The organism is Saccharothrix ecbatanensis (genome assembly GCF_014205015.1).
GTDB lineage: Bacteria > Actinomycetota > Actinomycetes > Mycobacteriales > Pseudonocardiaceae > Actinosynnema > Actinosynnema ecbatanense.
The window spans coordinates 302,598-323,634 of the sequence record NZ_JACHMO010000001.1; the positions used below are offsets into that span (position 1 = coordinate 302,598).

General features: G+C 69.5%; 15 protein-coding genes. 8 read left to right on the forward strand and 7 right to left on the reverse strand.

Translation table 11 applies throughout. The annotated features are described in order from the left end of the window. Nucleotides 1–1,248 carry an urea ABC transporter substrate-binding protein gene (gene urtA / locus F4560_RS01375; RefSeq protein ID WP_312868072.1) on the reverse strand — a complete coding sequence of 416 codons (1,248 nt, stop codon included), beginning with the start codon at nt 1,246–1,248 and terminating at the stop codon, nt 1–3. A gap of 258 nt (nt 1,249–1,506) precedes the next feature. On the opposite strand from urtA, the gene F4560_RS01380 reads away from it, so the two are divergent. Continuing rightward, on the forward strand, nt 1,507–2,625 hold the full coding sequence (locus F4560_RS01380) for a DUF418 domain-containing protein (protein ID WP_184915084.1): 1,119 nt from the start codon (nt 1,507–1,509) through the stop codon (nt 2,623–2,625). Between the two features lie 142 nt (nt 2,626–2,767). Here the strand turns inward: F4560_RS01380 and F4560_RS01385 are convergent, their stop codons facing one another. Continuing rightward, nucleotides 2,768–3,496 carry a helix-turn-helix domain-containing protein gene (locus tag F4560_RS01385; protein ID WP_184915086.1) on the reverse strand — a complete coding sequence of 243 codons (729 nt, stop codon included), beginning with the start codon at nt 3,494–3,496 and terminating at the stop codon, nt 2,768–2,770. Nucleotides 3,497–3,663: 167 nt separating this feature from the next. Here F4560_RS01385 and F4560_RS01390 point away from each other — a divergent pair, with 167 nt between their 5' ends. Further along, the gene (locus tag F4560_RS01390) at nt 3,664–4,020 is read left to right on the forward strand and encodes a VOC family protein (RefSeq protein WP_184915089.1); all 357 of its coding nucleotides are present in this window, start codon (nt 3,664–3,666) and stop codon (nt 4,018–4,020) included. Nucleotides 4,021–4,083: 63 nt separating this feature from the next. Here the strand turns inward: F4560_RS01390 and F4560_RS01395 are convergent, their stop codons facing one another. The 4 genes from F4560_RS01395 to F4560_RS01410 all read right to left on the reverse strand — a co-directional run bounded on the left by F4560_RS01395 (nt 4,084) and on the right by F4560_RS01410 (nt 11,361). Beyond that, nucleotides 4,084–6,279: a discoidin domain-containing protein gene (locus F4560_RS01395; RefSeq protein WP_184915090.1), complete on the reverse strand. Its 2,196-nt coding sequence runs from the start codon at nt 6,277–6,279 to the stop codon at nt 4,084–4,086. A 161-nt stretch (nt 6,280–6,440) separates the two neighbouring features. After that, on the reverse strand, nt 6,441–7,484 hold the full coding sequence (locus tag F4560_RS01400; protein WP_184915093.1) for a LacI family DNA-binding transcriptional regulator: 1,044 nt from the start codon (nt 7,482–7,484) through the stop codon (nt 6,441–6,443). Nucleotides 7,485–7,489: 5 nt separating this feature from the next. After that, on the reverse strand, nt 7,490–9,871 hold the full coding sequence (locus F4560_RS01405) for a glycoside hydrolase family 3 C-terminal domain-containing protein (RefSeq protein WP_184915096.1): 2,382 nt from the start codon (nt 9,869–9,871) through the stop codon (nt 7,490–7,492). Between the two features lie 263 nt (nt 9,872–10,134). Beyond that, nucleotides 10,135–11,361, reverse strand: a complete 1,227-nt coding sequence (locus tag F4560_RS01410) for an ROK family transcriptional regulator (RefSeq protein WP_184915099.1) — start codon at nt 11,359–11,361, stop codon at nt 10,135–10,137. 222 nt (nt 11,362–11,583) lie between these two features. Between F4560_RS01410 and F4560_RS01415 the strand changes: the two genes are divergently transcribed. Genes F4560_RS01415 through F4560_RS01440 form a run of 6 tightly spaced genes read left to right on the forward strand, consistent with a single transcriptional unit; the run spans nt 11,584 to nt 18,779 of the window. After that, nucleotides 11,584–13,242, forward strand: a complete 1,659-nt coding sequence (locus F4560_RS01415; RefSeq protein ID WP_184915102.1) for an ABC transporter substrate-binding protein — start codon at nt 11,584–11,586, stop codon at nt 13,240–13,242. Continuing rightward, a complete protein-coding gene (locus tag F4560_RS46455) occupies nt 13,239–14,342 on the forward strand; it encodes an ABC transporter ATP-binding protein (protein ID WP_184915105.1) in 1,104 nt (367 codons plus the stop codon). Before F4560_RS01415 ends, F4560_RS46455 begins: the two co-directional genes overlap by 4 nt. Beyond that, nucleotides 14,339–15,319 (forward strand): ABC transporter permease, encoded by a 981-nt coding sequence (locus tag F4560_RS01425; protein WP_184915108.1) that lies wholly within the window; start codon nt 14,339–14,341, stop codon nt 15,317–15,319. Before F4560_RS46455 ends, F4560_RS01425 begins: the two co-directional genes overlap by 4 nt. 3 nt (nt 15,320–15,322) lie before the next feature. Continuing rightward, on the forward strand, nt 15,323–16,306 hold the full coding sequence (locus tag F4560_RS01430; RefSeq protein ID WP_184915110.1) for an ABC transporter permease: 984 nt from the start codon (nt 15,323–15,325) through the stop codon (nt 16,304–16,306). Beyond that, nucleotides 16,303–17,337 (forward strand): ABC transporter ATP-binding protein, encoded by a 1,035-nt coding sequence (locus F4560_RS01435; RefSeq protein ID WP_184915112.1) that lies wholly within the window; start codon nt 16,303–16,305, stop codon nt 17,335–17,337. The genes F4560_RS01430 and F4560_RS01435 overlap by 4 nt, the downstream gene beginning before the upstream one ends. A 41-nt stretch (nt 17,338–17,378) precedes the next feature. Then, entirely contained in the window at nt 17,379–18,779 is a 1,401-nt protein-coding gene (locus tag F4560_RS01440) for a GH1 family beta-glucosidase (RefSeq protein ID WP_184915114.1), read from the forward strand. 56 nt (nt 18,780–18,835) lie between these two features. On the opposite strand, the gene F4560_RS01445 is transcribed toward F4560_RS01440, so the two are convergent. Then, entirely contained in the window at nt 18,836–20,968 is a 2,133-nt protein-coding gene (locus tag F4560_RS01445) for a discoidin domain-containing protein (protein ID WP_184915116.1), read from the reverse strand. Between the last annotated feature and the right edge of the window lie 69 nt (nt 20,969–21,037).

Below are 21,037 nucleotides of genomic sequence, written 5' to 3' on the forward strand. Positions count from 1 at the left end.
CTAGCTCAGGCCGTCGGCCCAGTCGTAGCTCTTGAGGTACGGGTCGGGCTTGATCGGACCGGGGGAGGACCACACTTCCTTGATCTGCCCATCGGCCTGCACGAGCCCGATGCGCGCGGTCTTGGCGACGTGCTGGTTCTCGCCGTCGATGGTGGTCTTGCCCTCGGGCGCGTCGATCGTGATGCCGCCCGCGGCCTTCTTCACCGCCTCGACCTCGACCGTGCCCGCCTTCTTCACGGCCTCCGCCCACAGGTACACCGCGTTGTAGCCGGCCTCCATCGGGTCGGACGTCACCTTGTCCGCGCCGTACTTCGCCTTGAACGCCTTGACGAACGCGTCGTTCGCGGGCGTAGTCGTGGTCTGGTAGTAGTTCCACGCCACCAGGTGCCCGGCCACGTTCTCCGGCCCGATGCCCTTGACCTCTTCCTCCGCGACGCTCACCGACACGACCGGCGTGGTCTGCGGCGTGATGCCGGAACCGCGCAGCTGCTTGAAGAACGCCACGTTGCTGTCGCCGTTGAGGGTGTTGAACACCGCGTCCGGCTTCGCGTCGGCGATCTTGTTGACCAGAGTGCTGTACTCCGTGTGGCCGAGGGGCGTGTACTCCTCGCCCAGGACCTCGATGCCCTTGGCCGCCGCGTACGCCTTGATGATCTTGTTGGCGGTGCGCGGGAACACGTAGTCGCTGCCGACCAGGAACATCCGCTTTTTCCCTTGCGCGGCAAGGTAGTCCAGCGCGGGCACGATCTGCTGGTTGGTCGTCGCGCCGGTGTAGAAGATGTACGGCGAGCTCTCCAGGCCCTCGTACTGCACCGGGTACCACAGCAGCGCCTTGTTGCGCTCGAACACCGGGAGCATCGCCTTGCGGCTGGCCGACGTCCAGCCGCCGAACACCGTCGCCACCTTGTCCTGCGAGATCAGCTTCTGCGCCTTCTCGGCGAACGTCGGCCAGTCCGACGCGCCGTCCTCGGTGACCGGGACGAGCTTCTTCCCCAGCACACCGCCCTTCGCGTTGATCTCCTCGATGGCCAGCAGTTCCGCGTCGCGCACGGTCACCTCGCTGATGGCCATGGTGCCGCTCAACGAGTGCAGGATGCCGACCTTGATGTCGTCACCGGACGCCCCCGCACCGGCGCCGGGTTCGTCGACGCAGGCCGTCGCGAGCAGGGCGGGCAGCAGGAGGGCGATCAGACCGAGCCTGAGGTTTCGGGGCGACGCGCTTCGGGGCGACAGAGTTCTGGAACGCACCGGCGGCTCCTTTCGGCAGGTGGAACCGAGAAGGTATGAACCGCAGATTGCAGGCCTGGCGCGTGGGGTTACGTTCATGTGGCCAGATGCGCACCGTATCCAGTCGTGACCTTCCACGCTCACCGTGCGCGTTCGTCGTGTCATCCGAACGGCCGCCGGTGTCCTCCAAAGGTGCGACGCGGGCGCAGACCATCGGCCGACGATGAAACGCCCTTCCGCGCCCTAACTTCGCTCGCAGAAGGAAATCCGGAGGGGGACATGGGCGGACGCATCGTGGCGTTGGACGTGCTGCGCGGGGCGGCGATCCTGGGCACGTTCGGGATGAACGCCTGGCTCTTCACGCACCCGCAAGGGCCGGCGGGCTTCATCGCCGACGGCGGTGACCAGACCGACGCACTGCTCCAGATGATCGGCAACGGCAAGTTCCTGGCGCTGCTGTCGATCCTGTTCGGCATCGGCCTGGCGATCCAGCACGGTTCGGCGGTGCGGCGGGGGTCGCGCTGGCCCGGCTGGTACCTGTGGCGGTCGGCGCTGCTGCTGTTCGAGGGCCTGATCCACTACGTGCTGATCTTCGAGTTCGACGTGCTGATGTTCTACGCGGTGGTGTCCGTGCTGGTCGCCTACCTCGTCGGCCGCAGCTCGCGGGTGGTCAAGGCGTGGCTGGTGGCGGCGGGCGCGGTGCATCTGTCGTTCGTCGGGCTGCTCACGTTCTTGCTGGTCGCCGGCGGGGCGCAGGTCGACGACGCGGCCATCCCGGTCCGGCCGGCCACCTGGTGGGGTCAGGTGCAGGAGCGGATCGAGTTGTTCGCGGTGTACCGGCTCGAAGGGTTCTTCGTGCTGCCGTTGAGCACCGTGCTGTTCCTGGCCGGCGCGATGCTGTTCAAGGCCGGTGCGTTGGAGAACTCCGATCGGGGCGGCCTGATCCGGCGTCGGCTGATGGTGTGGGGCCTCGGTGTCGGCGTGCCGCTCAACCTCGTGACCACGCTCGCCGGGCGCGACTGGTTCGCCGTGGACCGGTACGTGTGCGCGCCGCTGGTCGCGTTCGGCCTGCTCGGAGGCATTACCGCGCTGGTGTGCCGGCTGCGTGGCGAGCCCGGGTGGCTTCGGCGGGGTGTCGGCGCGGTCGGGCGGTCGGCGTTGAGCTGCTACATCGGGCAGAACTTGATCGCGTCCGTGCTCTGCTACGAGTGGGGGCTCGACCTGGCCGGGCGTTTCGGCCACCTCGGCCCCTGGTTCACCGCGGGCACGTGGCTGATGGTCTCGGCACTGCTGATGCTGGGCGCGTCGTGGTGGATGCGCCGATTCACCCGCGGCCCGGTAGAGATCCTCTGGGACCGCGCGTACCGCGCACCACAACGCCAACCCGCCTCGGTCTGACGTCACCGGGCCGGGCTGGGGTGAGACCGGGCCGGGGAGAGGCGCCCGCCGACCGCATGGCCGGCGGGCGCAGCGCTTGGTCAACCCGGCCGGTGGGCAGCCGGTGCAGCGTTGTCGTGGTGTGGCGGGTGGCTCGGCTTGATCAGCCCGGTCTGGTGAGCAGTCGACGCAGTGCGGTCGGGGTCTGGCCGAGGTGGTCGCGGACCGTGCGGGTCATGTGGGCTTGGTCGGCGAAACCCAGGTCCGCCGCCATTCCTGCCAGGTCTTCCTCGCCCGCCTCCAGCCGTTCGACGGCCCGTCCGACCCGCACCCCGTTGCGGAAGCGGGTCAGTGGGACGCCGACCTCCCGGCTGAACGCCCGGCTCAACCGGTACGGCGACACGCCCAGCGACTCCGCCAACGGCACCAGACCGGCCGATTCGGGCGCCTCCTCCAGCACCGCCGCCCGCGCCGCGGCCACCACCCGGCGGTCCGCCGCACCCGGCAGCGGTCTGTTCACGACCCGGCCCACCACAGCGCCCACCAGCCGCACTAAACCCTCGGCCACGCCGAACGCCACGTCACCACCGGCCACCACCCGCCGATGCGCCAACTCCACCGCCGCGTCCACGTAGAACGCCGACCGCACGGGCCGCTCCTCACCGACCACGGACCGCCACAACCCCGGCCGCAGCCACACCGCCGTGCACACGTCCCCACCGGCCGGGTGTGCGAACTCCGAGGGCTCACCCGGCACGTTCAGGTACCCCGTGCCCGGCTCGGCCTCGAGCACCCCGTCCCGCGCCCGCCGCCGGAACCGCCCACGCCGCACGAGCACCACCACGTGCCCGCCGGCCACCTCCGCCTCCGACCACTGGGGGTGTGAATCCATGCAGGTCACGGCCTCGACCCTGAAATCGGGCGACGCCGCGAGCGATACTGGGGTGAGCACCCCACGCAAGCTACGCCGGGGGTCCGACAAAAAAGTTCAAGACCTGCCCTGCCTCGACCGGAGAGGCTGCACACCGTCACCCCGCAGGGACCGAGAAGGGATCCACCATGCGCCTCGCCACGATCATCCTCGACAGCGCCGACCCGGCGAAGCTCGCCGAGTTCTACACCGCCGCCACCGGCATGGAGCCGAGCTACACCGACGACACGTTCGTGTTCCTCGGCGACGGCGACAGCGGCTCGGTGCGGCTCGGGTTCCAGCGCGTCGCGGACTACCAGGGCCCCGCCTGGCCGGACGACCGCAAGCACGCCCACCTGGACTTCACCGTGCCCGACGTCGACCAGGCCGTCACGACCCTCCTCGGACTCGGCGCGCGGAAGCCGGACTTCCAGCCAGGCAAGGAGGACTGGACCGTCCTCACCGACCCCGAGGGCCACCTGTTCTGCATCTCCAAGGGCGAGTGAACGAGGAACCGCCCCGCCGGGAGGCTCGGCGGGGCGGTTCGTCAGTGCACGGCTGTCAGCACATCACGGGTAGTTGACCACGTAACGTTGCTGGGTGGCCATGTTCGCCGCTCCACCGATGCCGTTCACGACGTTGTCGATCGTGCCGACGCCGCCGAGCGACACCGTCACCAGGTCGTGCAGCCTCACACCCGACCGGTTGGGCACCTCGAAGCCGTTGGCCGTGTGGATGCTCGGATCGGCCTGGTTGAACGAGTACACGCCCATGCCCCAGCCCTCGTGCGACGTGACGTGGTCCGCCACCTTGTAACCGGCCCAACCCGGCTGGGAGCCGTTCATCCACGACGCCTGGTTCGGCGGGTCGTACGGCAGCTCGTTCTGGTAGAAGTACGTGCGACCGCCGTTGCCGTTCCACACCGTGTTGTACTGCTGGTAGTGCTCGACGAACAACCCGTACGCGGTCACGTTGTCGCCGTTGACGACGACGCCGTTGCGACCGGTGTTGACGGTCCAGCCCGTCGGGCTACCGCCGTGGTCCGCCCGCCACACCCACGTGTGGTCCACGATCACGTTGTCGCTGTTGATCTCCAGCGACACCGTCGCCTTACCGGCCTGCGACCCGCCCACGCGCAGGTACACGTCGTGCAGCGAGGTCGGGTTCGAGGTGTGCGAGGCGCTCGACCCGGTCGGGCCGACCTGGAGCAGCACGGGGGAGTTCTGCACACCGGCGTCCACCAGGAAACCGGCCAGCTTCACACCGTCCACATCGGACACGGCCATCGCCGCCTTGCCGGTGTCCGGTGACAACGTCGCCAGACCCAGGCCCAGCACCACGGTGTCGGGTCGCGTCACGTTGATCGTGTCGTTCAGGCGGTGCACACCCGGCGTCAACAGCAGGTGCTTGCCCTGCGCCAACGCCGCGTTGGTCGTGGCCACCGGCGTGCCCGGCTTGACGATGAAGAAGTCGGCCAGCGAGATGGACTGACCGGCGGGCGTGCCCGTCTCCCAGCTCGTGCCGCGCGCGTTCTGCCGCAGCGCCGGGACGAACACCTTGTACTCGCCGTTCTCGAAGTACAGGAACGGCTTCTCACGCACGACCGGCGTGGTGTCGACGGTGGTGTGCGACGGGTTCGGGAAGTGCTGCGGCGGCGCGCCGGGTGAGCCGACGAACATCATGTTCCACACCGAGCCGCTCCAGCCGCCCGCGAGGTTGCTGTTGCGCGTCAGGAACTGCTGCTGCGAACCGGACACCGCGACGCCGTCGATCTTGCTGTCCACGATCAGGCCGCCGGACGCCCAGCCGTCGCCGCCGTTCCACAGGTGGATCTGGCCGCGCAGGTGCATGCGCCGGTACGCCGCCGCCTGCGACACCGCCCACCGCTCGATCTGGTTCGTCGGCAGCGTGACGGACATGTTCTCCGCGCCACGCCAGAAGTTCTGCGTCGCGTTGCCCAGGTTGTTCGGGTTGTCGCCCTGCTGCAACCAGTCTGCCTCGACCCGCACGTGGCCGTTGATGTTCACGTCGTCCGGGCGCAGGCCCAGCCCCGCGACCTGGGTGTAGAACCGCAGGTTCACGTCGGCGTTGTACGAGCCCGGCTTGAACAGCACCGCGTACCGCTCGGGGCCGAACTGGTTGGTCTTCATCTGGTCGGCGATGGCGTTCAGCCGGTTCTGCATGTCGGCCTGGGACGAACCCGGCCCGTAGACCAGCACGTTCGGCCCGAAGTCGGGGTTGCGCGGGTCGGTCGGGGGAATGGTCACCCCACCAGTCTCGGTGTTGACCGCCAACTCCCACAACGAGTAGCCGTAGCCGGTGGAGCGCGTCGTGCCGTACACCCGGAGGTAACGGCCGGCGCCCGCGACGGTCAGGTTCTGGACGCCGCCGGCGCTCGTGGTGGTGGAGTAGACGGTGTTCCAGGTGGACGCGTTGTCCGACAACTGCACCTGGAACGCCCTGCCGTACGCGGTTTCCCAGTTCAGCGTGACGCGGCAGACCGTTTGCGTGGAGCCGAGGTCGACCTGGATCCACTGCGGGTCGGAGAACGCGCTGGACCAGCGGGTGCCGGTGTTGCCGTCGACCGCGGCGGCGGCAGGGGTGCCGCCGTTCTCGACGGACGACGCCGTGGTCGGCCGGTTCAGCGCGGCGTTGGTGGTGCCGCACTCGGCGGCCTGGGCGGAGATCACGGGGGTGAGCGCCGCGGCGAGTCCGAGGGCCAGCGCGGCGGTCAGCAATCGTGAACGGGAGCGTGGAGAGCTCATGGTCCTACCTGACGAGGTAAGGGGCACAGGGATGGCCCGGGAGCAAAGCCTCCGTGGCACCGGAGGCGCTGAGAGAGCGCTCTCTCGGAGCGTAACGCCCGTGTCACGACAACGTCAACGACAACATCAACGACGGCATCACGACAACGTCGTCAACCGCTTCAAGCGGACTCGCGCAACGTCAAAGTGGGCTCGAAAATCACGGATTTCGGGCGTAGTCCCGGTTCTTCGACGTGCGCCATCAGCAACCGGGCCATCTCGGCCGCCATGTCTTCGACCGGTTGCCGCACCGTGGTGAGCTGCGGGCGGCACACCAGCGCGGGGCTGCTGTCGTCGAAACCCACCAGCGCCACGTCGTCCGGCACGCGCCGACCGTGCTTCTGGAGCACCAGCAACGCCCCTTGCGCCATGAGGTCGTTCGCGGCGAACACGCCGTCGATGTCGGGGTGTTCGGCCAGCAGCCGTTCCATCGCCGCCTCGCCGCTCTCGGACGTGAAGCCGCCCTCGGCGATCGGGACGTACGGGAAACCGTGCCGTGCCATGGCATCCCGGAACCCGGTCAACCGGTCCTGCGACGCCGGCACGTCCAGCGGTCCGGCGATCGTCGCCACCTGCGTGCGGCCGGACTCGACCAACCGGTCGGCGGCGAGCCTCGCCCCGGCCTGGTGGTCCAGGTCGACGTAGCTGATCGGGACCGGACGGGCGGGCCGGGCGAACAGCACCGCCGGGATCTTGGCCTCCACGAGCCTTGCCGGCAACGGGTCCTCGGCGTGGGTGGACACGAGCAACGCGCCGTCCGCGCTGCCCTGCCGCAGGAACGCGAGCACGTCCTCCCTGGCCCGCTCGGTGTCGGCGATCATCAGCACCGGGTGGACGCCGCGCGGGCGGAGGAAGCCGAGCACGCCGCCGGCGACCCGTCCGAAGAACGGATCGGCCAGCACGCGTGCCGCGAACGCGTCCTCCTCGCCCGGATCGCCCGCGCCCGACATCACCAGCGCGATCGTCCCGGCCCGCTTGGTCACCAACGACCTGGCGGCGCGGTTGGGCGCGTACCCGGTCTCGTCGATGGCGGCGCGGACCAGCTCCTGGATCTTGACGTCCACGTTCCGGGTGCCGTTGACGACCCGGGAGACGGTCGCCCTGGACACGCCGGCGACCCGCGCCACGTCTTCCAACGTGGGCGGGGTCGTCGGCGGTCTGCTCATGCGGCCTATTCTGCCACGCGAGGAGAGCGCTCTCCCATCGTGAGGGGCGTGTCGCCCGCGGACGGCCCGATCAGCAGCGTGAACCCGCCGGGCTCGGTCGCCCACCCTTCGGGCGTCCAGTGCTGGTACGCCCGCTCCGGCACCTCGACGTCGACCTCGACCGTCTCACCGGGTGCGGCTGTCGCCGTGGCCCATCCCGCCAGGTGGCGTTCGGGCCGTTCGATCTCGCTTTCGGGCCGCGTTACGTACACCTGGACGACCTCGCGTCCCGCCCGTTCCCCGGTGTTGCGCAGCCGGACCTTCACGCCGTCAGCGGTGGCCGTGACCTGCTCGTACGCCCAGGTCGTGTAGCCGAGGCCGTGGCCGAACCAGTACGCGGGCTCCTGGTTCGCCCTGCGCCAGGCCCGGTAGCCGATGTGCAGGCCTTCGTCGTAGCGCAGCACCCCGTCCTTGGGCACGACGTTCGACACGGGCAGGTCTTGTTGGGCAGCGGCCCACGTCGTGGGCAGTCGACCGCCGGGCTCGCGGACGCCGAACAGCACGTCGGCCAGCCCGTGGCCCGCCTCCTGGCCTGGGAACCACGTCAGCAGCACAGCGGCGACCTCGTCCCGCCACGGCAGCTCGACCGGGCCGCCGGAGTTGACCACGACGATCGTCTTGTCGTTGACCGCCCGGACCGCGCGCACCAACTCGTCCTGCCGTCCGGGCAGGGCCAGGGACGTGCGGTCGAAGCCCTCGCTCTCGATCTCGTCGGTGGTGCCGACGACGACCACGGCGACGTCGCTGGTGCGGGCCAGTTCGACGGCCAGTGCCAGCTCGTCGGCCTCGCTCAGCCGGGGTGGGTCGGCCGCGAGCACGGTCGCCGTTCCGGTGTCCTTCCGCAGCTCACGGCGTGCGACCAGGTCGACCGTCGTGCCCGCTTCGAGCCGCACGTCCGCGTGCCGGTACGGCGGGGTCAGGTGGATGACGGCCGGGTCGTCGGTGTCGAGCGGGACGTCCTCGTCCACCACCCGGACGCCGTCCACGTCGAGCGTGAGGCGGCCGAACCCGGCGACGGAGAGCCGCCACCGGCCGTCCACGTCCACCGCGAGCTTGCCGTGGACCTCGACCGTGTGCGCGCCGTCGACCAGCGGGACTTCGAGGATCCGGCCGAGGAACCGGTGTTCGGCGGTCAACTCCGCGCCGTCGGCGTCGAGCAGTCGGACCAGCACGCCGGGCTCGTCGTGGTGCGGGTGGCGGGCGTTGCCGGTGGTCAGCGGCGCGGGTCGGTCCGCCAACCTCACTCCGGCCGTGTGCACGACTTCGGTGACCTCTTCGAGCCCGTCTACAAAGGACACGACCGACTCGGGGTAGACGCCGGCGCTGCCACCGCCCTGGATTCGGGCGGTGGCAGCGTTCGGGCCGAGGACGGCGACCTTCACGCCGGGGGACAGCGGAAGGGCGCCGTCGTTGCGCAGCAGGACGGTGCTCGCGGCGACCGCTTCGCGCAACAGCTCCAGTGGCGCCTCGACCTCGGGACTTTCGGCTGTGGCGCCGTTGAGCGCGCCGACCCTGGCGGCCAGTCGCAACAGCCGTCGGACCTTCAGGTCGAGCGCGCTCTCCGGGACGTCGCCGTTCACGACGGCCTTTTCGAGGTCGTTCCACGGGCTCTCGGGGCCTGGCATGGCGAGGTCTTGCGCGGCTCGTGCGGAGGCTTCGGTGGAGCGGACCGCGCCCCAGTCGGAGACGACCAGGCCGTCGAAGCCCCAAGAGCCCTTCAGCGGCTCTTCGAGCAGCGGGCTTTCGGACATGGTGGTGCCGTTGACGCCGTTGTAGGCGGACATCACGACCCACACTCCGGCCTCGACGGCGGCCTCGAACGGCACCAGGTAGACCTCGTGCAGGGTGCGTTCGTCCACGTCGGCGTTCAGGGTCATGCGTTCGGTCTCGGAGTCGTTGGCGACGTAGTGCTTGGCGGTGGCCGCGACGCCGCCGTTCTGGACGCCGGTGATGTAGGCGGCGCCGATGCGTGCGGTCAACAGCGGGTCCTCCGAGTAGCACTCGAAGTGCCGTCCGGCGAACGGTGACCGGTGGAGGTTGAGCGTCGGCGCGAGCAGCACGTCGACACCCTTGCGCCGTGCTTCGGCCGCCAGCAGCCGCCCGAGCCTGCCCACCAACTCGACGTCCCAGGTGGCGGCCAGGGCGGTGGGGGAGGGCAGCGCCAACGACGTGCTGCGCTCGTCCCACCCCTGACCGCGCACGCCGATCGGTCCGTCGGACACCACGATCGACCGCAGCCCGACGTCCGGCTCGGCGTGCGTCCGCCAGCTCGTCGCCCCGGTCAGCAGCCGAACTTTGCGCGTCACGTCCAACTTGCCGACCAACACGTCCAGGTCCAACCCGTCCACCACGACCCCTAACCGTTGGAGAGCGCTCTCCCGTCCAGCCTCAGCCCAACCACCCGCCCTGTCAACCGTCCTGAGCGTTGAACTCGGGGGTCCTGAACGTAGGACTCACGGGACGCGAACGTAGGACTCACGGGTCCTGGAGGTTCGACACGCGGGCGCTGGACGTTCGACTCGCGCGTGAGTCCTACGTTCGGAACGCGCGAGTCGTACGTTCAGGACCACCGTGTCCTACGTTCGGGACCCCTGAGTTCAACGTTCCGGGTTCAGGCGATGTCGGCGCGGAGGGTGGGTTTGCGGGGGTCGGCGGCGCGGTCGAGGAGGGCGGCTACGGGGAGGGTGGCGGCGCCTACTGCGACGGCGTCCGGGCCCAAGTGGCCCAGTTCGATCGAGATCTGCTCGTACGGGTGGCGCAACGCGTGCGCACGGGTGGCGGCGACGATCCGGTCCAGCTGGTGGGCGCCCAACGCCTGACCCGCCCAGCCACCGAGCACGATCCGCTCCGGGTTGAACAGGTTCACCAGGTTCGCGATCCCCGCGCCGAGGTAGCCGGCGGTCTCTTCGAGCACACGGGCAGCGGTCTTCGAACGGCCGGCGGCGCCGATCAGCGCGGCCACGGTCGACTGCTCGTCGATGCCCGCCAACGCACGCCCACGAGCCTTCCGGTAACGGTCGAGGATCCCCTCGGCCCCCACGTAGGCCTCCAGACACCCGAGAGCGCCACACCGGCACGGCCGCCCGCCGTACACGATGGTGGTGTGGCCCCACTCGCCGGCCGAACTGGTCGCGCCCCGGTACACCCCGCCATCCGTGACGACGGCGGCGCCGACGCCGGACCCGATGAGGGCTATGACGACGTGCTTCGCCCCCCGCCCCGCGCCGAACCACATCTCGGCCTGCCCCTGCGTCTTCGCCCCGTTCTCCACGTACAGCGGCCACGCGGACTCGGACGCGTCGGCCACCAACTCCTCCAGCCGAACCCCGTCCCACCCGATCGTCGGCGCGTGCACGACCGCGGTCGCACCCTGTTCGACCGTGCCCGGAACGCCGATGCCGACCCCGAGCACCGTCGACGCCGGAACGCCCGCCGCGGCGACCACGTCCCGCACCGACGACGCGATCAGCGAAGCCACGGCGGCGGGGGAGGAGGGCGAGAGAGCGTGATCAAGGGCGGCGAGCTGGGTCAGCGCCAGGTCGAACAGCTCGACCTTGATCCCCGTCTCGCCGACGTCCACCCCGATGACGTGCCCGAAGCCGGGGTTGACGCGCAACAACACCCGCGGCCGGCCGCCGTCCGAGTCGACCGAACCGGCCTCGACCACGAGCCCGTCGTCCACCAGCTCCCCGGTCACGGTGGACACCGTCGCTGCCGACAACCCGGACCGGCTCGCCAGCTCGTACCTGCTCAAGGGTCCGTCGAAGAACAGCGTCGACAGCAGGGTCGACCGGTTCTGCCGGCGCAGGTCGCGGACGGTGGTGCGCTTCGGTGCCACGCCACGGACCTTAGTTTGCGACTTAAAATTAGTCTAAGTTTGTAACCTGTTCGTGATTGACGTGACTTGGCTCACCGGGGTTGAGTCTGCAACGACACGAGGACGCGAACAGCGTCCCAAGCCGCGTGGCACCCGCGGCCCGGACTTACGACAAGCACGACGACAAGCACGACACGGCACCATGAGAGCGCTCGCCCTCACCCCGCCCGACAAGGAGAACCCATGCGACTCAGGCGAACGTCCGCCCTCGCCGTCGCGGCAGCACTGCTGTTCTCGGCCGCCTGTTCGTCCACGAACCCCGGCGCGAACAGCGACACCGGAGGCGTGCTGAACGTCGGCATGCCCAACGGTCCGCAGACCGAGAACAACAACCCGTTCCTCAACACGTCCGCGGCCAGCTCGCTCGGCTACCGCCGGCTCCTCTTCGAGCCGCTGGCGATGGTGAACGAGACCAAGCCCGCGGAGAAGCCCAAGCCCTGGCTGGCCACCGAGTGGGAGTGGGCGGACAACTTCCACAAGTTGAGCCTGACCATCCGTGACGGCGCGACGTGGTCGGACGGCAAGCCGCTGACCGCCGAGGACGTGGCGTTCACCTTCGAGCTGCTGCAGAAGAACCCGGGTCTGAACGTCGACTCCGTGCCCTACGAGACGATCTCCGCGTCGGGCAACAAGGTCGACGTCGGCTTCCCGAGGTCGCAGTTCGTCAACCAGAAGAAGATCCTCGAACAGCTGATCGTGCCCAAGCACATCTGGTCGACGATCGCGAACCCGAGCACGGACACGATCAAGACCCCCGTCGGCAGCGGCCCGTACACGTTGAAGTCGTTCACGTCGCAGACCGTCACCCTGGCCGTGCGCGACTCGTACTGGCAGGAGCTGCCGAAGGTCAAGGAGGTCCGCTACACCTCCTACAGCGACAACAACGCGCAGACCACGGCCCTGGCGACCGGCGCGTCCGAGTGGAGCTTCGTGTTCATCCCGAACTACGAGGCCGTCTACACCTCCAAGGACCCCGAGCACTACAAGCTCTACTTCCCGCCGGTGCTCGGCATCCACGGCCTGTGGTTCAACACGAAGGTCGCGCCGTGGGACAACGCGGCCCTGCGCCGCGCGGTCAACATGGTGATCAACCGCGACGACATCTTCATGCAGGGCGAGGCGGGGTACTTCTACCCGAAGGTCGACAACATCACCGGCATCCCGACCCCCGCCGGCGACTCGTACATCGCGCCCGAGTTCAAGAGCAAGATCGTCACGGTCGACGTCGAGGCCGCGAAGAAGGAGCTGACCGCCGCCGGCTTCACGTTCGAGGGCGACAAGCTGAAGGACCCGTCCGGCAAGCCCGTCACGCTGAAGATGACCGTGCCGTCCGGCTGGTCGGACTACGTGACGAACCTGGAGATCATCAAGGACAACGTGTCCAAGATCGGCATCGAGGCCACGGTCGACCTGCCGAACGCCGACGCCTGGAGCAAGGCGCTCGACACCGGTGACTTCGAGGCCGCGCTGCACTGGACCAACAACGGTCCGACGCCGTACGACATCTACGAGAACATCATGAACGGCGCGCTGTTCAAGCCGATCGGCGAGGGCGGCATCAACGGCAACTACGGCCGTTACGAGAACGCTGAGGCGACCACGCTGCTCAACGAGTACGCCAACGCCGCCGACGACGCCGCCCGCACCGCTGCGATGCACAAGCTCCAGCAGATCTTCGTGAAGGACATGCCGGTCGCCATCACGTCCGCGGCCAACGCGGGCGGCCAGTACAGCACGAAGAACTGGGTCGGCTGGCCGGACGAGTCCAACCAGTACGCCCCGCTCCAGCCCACGCTGGAGAACGCGCTCGACGTCGTCCTGCACCTGAAGCCCGCCGCATGACGACGAGCACCGCACCGTCGGCCTCCGGGACCACTGATGTGGTCCTGGAGGCCGATGGCCTGACCAAGCACTTCCCGGTCCGCAAACGCGGGCGTGAGCTGCTGTCCCGCAAGGTGCGCGCCGTGCGCGCCGTCGAGGACGTCACGCTCAGGCTGCACCGCGGCCGGGTCACCGCGCTGGTCGGCGAGTCCGGTTCGGGCAAGTCGACCGTGGCCCGGCTGCTGGCGCAGCTCTACCCGCAGACGGGCGGCACGATCAAGTTGCACGGCGAGGCGGTGTCCGACGCCGCCAGCGGCAAGAGGTTCCGCGCGTACAGCAAGCGGGTCCAGATGATCTTCCAGGACCCGTTCGCCTCGCTGAACCCCGTGCACACCGTGCGCTACCACCTGACCCGGGCGTTGAAGATCCACGGCAACGCGGGCAAGTCCGCGACCGAGCAGGAAGCGGCGCTGACCCACCTGCTCACCCGCGTGCAGCTCACCCCGCCCGAGCGGTACATCGACAAGTTCCCGCACGAGCTGTCCGGCGGGCAACGCCAGCGTGTCGCCATCGCACGGGCCCTCGGCGCCGACCCCGAGGTGCTGCTGGCCGACGAGCCGGTGTCCATGTTGGACGTCTCCATCCGGCTCGGTGTGCTGAACCTGTTGAAGGACCTCAAGGAACGCCTCCACCTCGCGATCCTCTACATCACCCACGACATCGCGTCGGCGCGCTACTTCGCCGACGAGACGTACGTGATGTACGCCGGGCGCGTGGTCGAGGGCGGCGAGAGCGAGGCCGTGACGCAGCGGCCCGCCCACCCGTACACGCAGTTGCTCATCGAGTCCGCGCCGGACCCCGACCGGCCCGCCGCGCAGGAGAAGGACGGCGGCACGGGCGAGCCGCCGAGCCTGATCAACCCGCCGGAGGGCTGCCGGTTCAACCCGCGCTGCCCGTACGCGATGAAGGTGTGCGCCGAGAAGGTGCCGCCCCGGTTCGCGATCCCCGCCGACAGCGGTGACGGCGACTCCACCGCGCACTTCGCCGCGTGCTGGCTGTACGGCGACGGCCTGTCCGAAGCGGACAAGGCCAAGCTGCGCGAGCCCGAGGAGGCGTTGTGAGCTACCTCCTCAAGCGGATCGCGTTCTACCTGTTCACGGCGTGGGCCGCGGTCACCATCAACTTCCTCATCCCGCGCGCCATCCCCGGCGACCCGGTGCAGGCGCTGATCACCCGGTCCCGCGGCCAGATGACCAGCGAGGCCGTGCAGTCCCTGTACGTGCTGTTCGGGCTGGACAAGGACGCGAGCCTGGTCGAGCAGTACTTCAGCTACCTCGGCCAGCTGTTCAGGGGCGACCTCGGCCTGTCGTTCACCCACTTCCCCACCCCGGTGTCGGAGGTGCTCGGCGACGGCCTGCCGTGGACGCTGGGCCTGGTCGGCATCACCACCGTCCTCGGCTTCCTCATCGGCACGGCGCTGGGCACGGGCATCGGCTGGAAGCGCGGCTCCTGGGCCGACGCGCTGATCCCGGTCACCACGTTCGTGTCGTCCATCCCGTACTTCTGGCTGGGCCTGATCGCGATCGCGTTGCTGACCGGGCCGGACAGCTTCTTCCCGGCCTCGGGCGCGTACGACAACGGTCTGGTGCCCAACCCGGACCCGCAGTTCATCGGCAGCGTGCTGCGGCACGGCATCCTGCCCGCGTTCACGATCCTCATCTCGTCCATGGCGGGCTGGATCCTGTCCATGCGCAACATGATGGTCACGGTGGCCTCCGAGGACTACGTGACCGTCGCGCACGCCAAGGGCCTGTCCGACCGCCGGGTGATGCTGGGCTACGCGGCGCGCAACGCGCTGCTGCCCAACGTCTCCGGTTTCGCGCTGTCGCTCGGCTTCATCGTCGGCGGCACGCTGCTGGTGGAGATCGTGTTCTCCTACCCGGGGCTCGGCCTCCAGCTGTTCCAGGCCGTCGGCGCCAAGGACTACCCGCTCATGCAGGGCGTGTTCCTGATCATCACGTTGTCCGTGCTGCTGGCGAACTTCCTCGCCGACGTGGCCTACCTCGCGCTCGACCCGCGCACCCGACGGGAGGGCTGAGCAGTGACCGTAGTTCCCTCCACCGCGGCGACCACCCCGGTCGCGGCGCCCGTGAAGCGCCGCAGGCTGCGATTCGTGGCCAACCCCAAGGCCACCATCGGCCTCGCGGTCCTCGGCTTCTTCGCCCTGCTCGCGATCATCGGACCGTGGATCGTGCCGTACGACCCGTCGGAGCGCGGCAACGACCTGCTCCATGGGCCTTCGGGCGAACACTGGTTCGGCACCACCCACCTCGGCCAGGACATCTTCAGCCAGGTCGTGGTCGGCACCCGCAGCGTGATGGTGGTCGGGTTCATCGCGGGCGTCGTGGCGACGATCCTGTCGATCCTCGTCGGCGTCACGTCCGGCTACCTGGCCGGAGCGGGCAGCGAGCTGCTGTCCGCGCTGTCCAACGTGTTCCTGGTCCTCCCGGCGCTGCCGCTGATGATCATCATCACATCGACGCTGCCGGAGACGAGCACGCTCACCATCGCCCTGGTCATCGGCCTCACGTCGTGGGCCTGGGGCGCGCGCGTGCTCAGAGCGCAGACGCTGTCGCTGCGCGGCCGTGACTACATCGAGGCCGCGCGCGCCACCGGCGAGAAGACGTGGCGGATCATCCTGTTCGAGATCATGCCCAACCTCACCGCCGTCATCGCCTCCGGCTTCGTCGGCACGGTCATCTTCGCGGTGACGCTGGAGATCACGCTGGCGTTCATCGGCGTCGGCGCGGGCGGCGACTGGAACTGGGGCACCGTCCTTTACTGGGCGCAGAGCCAACAGGCCCTCGCGCAGGGCGCCTGGTGGTGGTTCGTGCCCGCCGGGCTGGCCATCGCGCTGCTGGGCACCGCCTTGTCGCTGGTGAACTTCGGCATCGACGAGTTCGTCAGCCCACGGCTGCGCGGCGGCGGCAAGACGAACGTCAAGACCGCCGACGGCCGCACGGTCCGGATGCGCGTCGGCTTCACGCCGGTGCTGGGCAACTCGAACGGGAGGGAGGGATCATGACCGACGCGGTGCTGGAGATCCGCGGTCTGAACGTGGACTACGGCCTCGGCGACGAGGCCGTGCACGCGGTCCGCGACGTCGACCTCACCCTCCACCGGGGTGAAGTGCTCGGCCTGGCGGGGGAGAGCGGCAGCGGCAAGTCGACGCTGGCGTACGGCCTGACCAGGCTCCTCCCGCCGCCGGGGGTGATCGCGAGCGGCGAGGTGCTCTACCACCCCGACGGCGGCGACCCGGTGGACGTGCTCCGGATGACGTTGCCGGAGCTGCGGAGGTTCCGCTGGGCCGAGACCGCGATCGTGTTCCAGGGCGCGATGAACTCGCTCAACCCGGTGCACCGGATCTCGAGCCAGCTCACCGACGTGATCAAGGCGCACGACCCGCGCAGCACGCCCGCGTCCCGGCTGGCCCGCGCCCGCGAGCTGCTGCGGCTGGTCGGCATCTCCGCCGACCGGCTCGACAGCTACCCGCACCAGCTGTCCGGCGGCATGCGGCAACGCGTGATGATCGGCATGGCGCTGGCGCTGGAGCCGAAGGTCGTCATCATGGACGAGCCGACCACCGCGCTGGACGTGGTGGTGCAGCGGCAGATCCTGCGCCAACTGGTCGAACTCCGCGAACGGCTGGGCTTCTCGGTCGTGTTCATCACGCACGACCTGTCCCTGCTGGTCGAGTTCTCCGACCGGATCGCGATCATGTACGGCGGCCGGATCGTGGAGGAGGCTGCCTCGGCCGACCTCTACCGCGACCCCCTGCACCCCTACAGCCACGGCCTGCTGAACTCGTTCCCCGCGCTGCGCGGACCGAAACGCGAGCTGACCGGCATCCCCGGCTCACCGCCCGACCTGCGCGCGATGCCTTCGGGCTGCGCGTTCCACCCACGCTGTCCGCACGCAATGGAGCGTTGCGGTGTGGAGGTACCGGTGCTCGGCACCCCCGGCGACGTCCACCCCGGCCACGACGCCGGGGAGAACGCGCCCGCCGACCGCACCGTGGCCTGCTGGCTGCACCCCGTTCACGACGACGGGCTCTGAACCCTTCCACCACGACGGGTTCCGACCTCCTGAGGAGATCAATGGACACCACGGCGCCGATCGTCGGGCACGACCCCGCGATCGACACCCTGCCCGCCTCGTTCCGCTGGGGCGTGGCGACCTCCGCGTACCAGATCGAGGGGGCTCACGAGGAAGACGGTCGCGGACCGTCCATCTGGGACACTTACTGCCGCACGCCCGGCATGGTGCACAACGACGACAACGGTGACGTCGCGTGCGACCACTACCACCGGATGCCCGAGGACGTCGCGCTGATCGGCTCGCTCGGCGTGGACACCTACCGGTTCTCCGTGGCCTGGCCGCGCGTGCAGCCGGGCGGCAAGGGCCCGGTCAACGCGCCCGGCATGGCGTTCTACGACCGGCTCGTGGACGAGCTGCTGGCCAAGGGCGTCGACCCCTGGGTCACGCTCTACCACTGGGACCTGCCGCAGGAGCTGGAGGACGCGGGCGGCTGGCCGGTGCGCGACACCGCCTACCGGTTCGCCGACTACTCGATGCTCGTGTTCGACGCCCTGTCGGACCGGGTGCGCAACTGGACCACGCTCAACGAGCCGTGGTGCTCGGCGATGCTCGGCTACTACGAAGGCCGCCAAGCCCCCGGCCGGCAGGACTTCGGGGCGGCCATCCACGCCGTGCACCACCTGCTCCTCGGCCACGGCCTGGCCACGCAGCGGATGCGCGAGGCGGCCACCGAGCCCATGGAGTTCGGCATCACGCTGAACATGGGCCACGCCGCGCCGGCCAGCGACAGCGACGCCGACCGTGACGCCGCACGTCGGGCGGACGGCCTGTCCCGGCGGATCTACCTGGATCCGTTGGTGCACGGTCGCTACCCGGCCGACATCGTCGAGGACATGACCGCGCGCGGGGTTGCCATCCCCGTCGAGGCGGGCGACCTGGAGGTCATCAAGCAGCCCATCGAGGTGCTCGGGGTGAACTACTACTCCAGCTCGATGTTCTCCGGCGTGGACGAGGACGGCAACACCGAGGACGCCGATGGCGTGCCGGTCTGCCGGGAGGTGCGTTACGGCCGCCCGGTGACCGCGATGGACTGGGAGATCGTGCCCGAGGGGTTCACGAAGCTCCTGGTGCAGATCGGCCTGGACTACCCCGGCGTGCCGATGGTCATCACCGAGAACGGCGCGGCGTTCGACGACAAGGCCGACGAGAACGGGTTCGTGCGGGACGACGACCGCACCGCGTACCTGGACTCGCACATCGCGGCGGTGGCCAAGGCTCGCACCGAGGGCGCGGACATCCGCGGCTACTTCGCGTGGTCCCTGATGGACAACTTCGAGTGGTCCTACGGCTACGACAAGCGGTTCGGCCTGGTGCACGTGGACTACGAGACCCAGGTCCGCACGCTCAAGGGCAGCGCGCTGTGGTACCGGGACACGATCCGTCGCGTCCGCGGCAGCTGAGTGAACGGCCGAGGGGCCGGAGGGTTGTTCTCCCTCCGGCCCCTCGGCTTTTCCCCTCAGCGCCGGTAGACGCCGAACTCGTAGAGCGAGTAGCCCCAGCCCGTGCCGCGTTGGGTGGCGTGCAGCCGCACGTACCGCGCGGTGGCCGTCACGTCGATCGAGTCCACGCCTCCGTTGCCGGCCGCCGTCCCGTACACCGACCGCCACGTGGTCCCGTCGTCCGACACCTGGATCTCGTACGCCCGGCCGTAAGCGCCCTCCCACACCAGCTGGACGTGGTGGAACGTGGTCGGCGCGCCCAAGTCGACCCGGACCCACTGCGGGTCCGCCCAGTCACTGGCCCAGCGCGTCGCCGCGTTGCCGTCCGTGGTGTTGCCCGGCGGGAACGGCGCGCCGTCGCCCACCTGCTGGTAGGACGACGCAGTGGTCGCCTTGCCCTGTGCCACGTTCACGCCCGCCGGCTGCGGCGCCACGACCCGGACCGACTTGGTCTCGATGCCGATGTTGCCGCGGCCGTCCTCGGCCATCACGTACACCTTCCACACGCCCAGCCGGTCGGGCGCGGTGACGGTGAGCCTGTTCCCGTTGACCTGCACGGGCGTGAAGCCCAGACCGCCGCTTTCGTCGATGTACTTGCTGTTGAACGCCGCCGACCACGTGATCGCGTCGCCGTTCGGGTCGCTCGCGGCCACGTCGATGTTCAGCTGCGCGCCCGCCGGGATGCTGGTGGGCAGGTTCATCCCGGTGATCACCGGCGGCGTGTTGGCCGGCGTCGCGCCGCCGAACGCCCGCTGCACCGCGTAGAACGACAGCCGCTTCTTGCCCGCCGGGGTCAGGTTGAACCACACCGCGCCGAAGTCGTACTCCGTGCCGTAGTGGAACAACGTGCCGCCGAACGACACCCCGGTGTGCCCGGTGATGCAGTTCCACGCCTGGGTGTAGCCGTCCCGCTTCTGCACGTCGGTCGGCTCGCTCGGCACGCCGTTGACGTCGTTCGGCACCTCCCACTCACCGGCCGGACCGGCCTCGGTGAGGATGTACGGCTTGGTGTGGCCGCCGTCGATCCAGTCCTGGCGGACCTTGCACACGTTGCCGTAGGAGTTCACCGAGTACAGGTCGAGGTCGGGCGCGTGCGCCTTCAGGTACGTCCAGGCGCCGGTCCACGCGTCGGTGTTCGTCACCGGGTGGTTGGTGTCGATGGCGTGGATCGCGCGGGCGGCTTCGTTGACGTACTTGGCGTACGCGACGCGCTGGTTCTCCAACTCCGTGCCGGAGTAGCAGTTCTGGAGGCCCAGGATCGACTCGTTGCCGACGTTCCACATGAGCACGCCGGGGTGGTCCTTGTAGGTGGTCACCCACTGCCGGATCGTGTTCAGCATGTCGGTCTTGTAGGTCGCGTCGGTGACGTAGTTGACGCACCCGCCGGAACCCGGGCCACCGCCGGGCTGCAACCAGAAGCCGTTCATCACCCTCAGGCCGTTGGCCGCCGCCGCGTCGAGCAGCGGTTTGGTCGAGCCGTCGGTGCCCCACGTGCGCAAGGTGTTGACGCCCATGGACTTCAGTTCCGGCATGTACCGGGCCGCGTCCGCGGCGGGCGGACCCCAGGTGAGGCCCTTCACCGTCCACGGCTTCCCGTCCACGGTGAGCTGCCAGTTGCCGTGCGAGCCGGTGACGCGCACGCCGTCGCCGGGCGGGGGGTTGCCCTGCGTGCCGTAGACGCGGAACTCCCACAGGGAGTAGCCGTAACCGTTGGCGCGCTGGGTGCCGTACATGCGGACGTACCGGCCGGAGCCGGTGACGTCGAAGCCCTGCCGGCCGCCGGTGCCGGAAGTGGTGCTGTGGACCGGAGTCCACGTGGTGCCGTCGGCCGAGACCTGGATCTGGAACGAGGTCCCGTACGCGGCTTCCCAGTCCAGTTCGACGCGGCTCAGCGTGGACGTGGCGCCCAGGTCCACCCGCAACCACTGCGGGTCGCTCCACGCGCTGGCCCACCGGGTGCCGCCGTTGCCGTCGACGGCCGCCGACGCGGGTGTGCCCGCGCCTTCGATCGAGGACGCGGTGGCGGGCTTGCCCTGGGAGAGCAGCTCGGGAGCCGCGGTCGCCGTGCCCGGGACTACCGCGAGTCCTATGACCAGGGCGAACCCCAAGAGCGGTGCGAACACCGAGCGGGCGGTTCGGAGGCGGTGCATGGCATCTCCTGCCGGATTGTCGGATCGAGGTGCGGGAGAGCGCTCTCTCAACCCGAGTCGAAGTGTTAC

Coding starts and splice junctions, on each gene's coding strand:
- F4560_RS01390 (WP_184915089.1), top strand. CDS start 3,664: ATGCGCCTCGCCACGATCATCCTCGACAGCGCCGACCCGGCGAAGCTC.
- F4560_RS01440 (WP_184915114.1), top strand. CDS start 17,379: ATGGACACCACGGCGCCGATCGTCGGGCACGACCCCGCGATCGACACC.
- F4560_RS01415 (WP_184915102.1), top strand. CDS start 11,584: ATGCGACTCAGGCGAACGTCCGCCCTCGCCGTCGCGGCAGCACTGCTG.
- F4560_RS01400 (WP_184915093.1), bottom strand. CDS start 7,484: ATGAGCAGACCGCCGACGACCCCGCCCACGTTGGAAGACGTGGCGCGG.
- F4560_RS01395 (WP_184915090.1), bottom strand. CDS start 6,279: ATGAGCTCTCCACGCTCCCGTTCACGATTGCTGACCGCCGCGCTGGCC.
- F4560_RS01385 (WP_184915086.1), bottom strand. CDS start 3,496: ATGGATTCACACCCCCAGTGGTCGGAGGCGGAGGTGGCCGGCGGGCAC.
- F4560_RS01380 (WP_184915084.1), top strand. CDS start 1,507: ATGGGCGGACGCATCGTGGCGTTGGACGTGCTGCGCGGGGCGGCGATC.
- F4560_RS01435 (WP_184915112.1), top strand. CDS start 16,303: ATGACCGACGCGGTGCTGGAGATCCGCGGTCTGAACGTGGACTACGGC.
- F4560_RS01445 (WP_184915116.1), bottom strand. CDS start 20,968: ATGCACCGCCTCCGAACCGCCCGCTCGGTGTTCGCACCGCTCTTGGGG.
- F4560_RS46455 (WP_184915105.1), top strand. CDS start 13,239: ATGACGACGAGCACCGCACCGTCGGCCTCCGGGACCACTGATGTGGTC.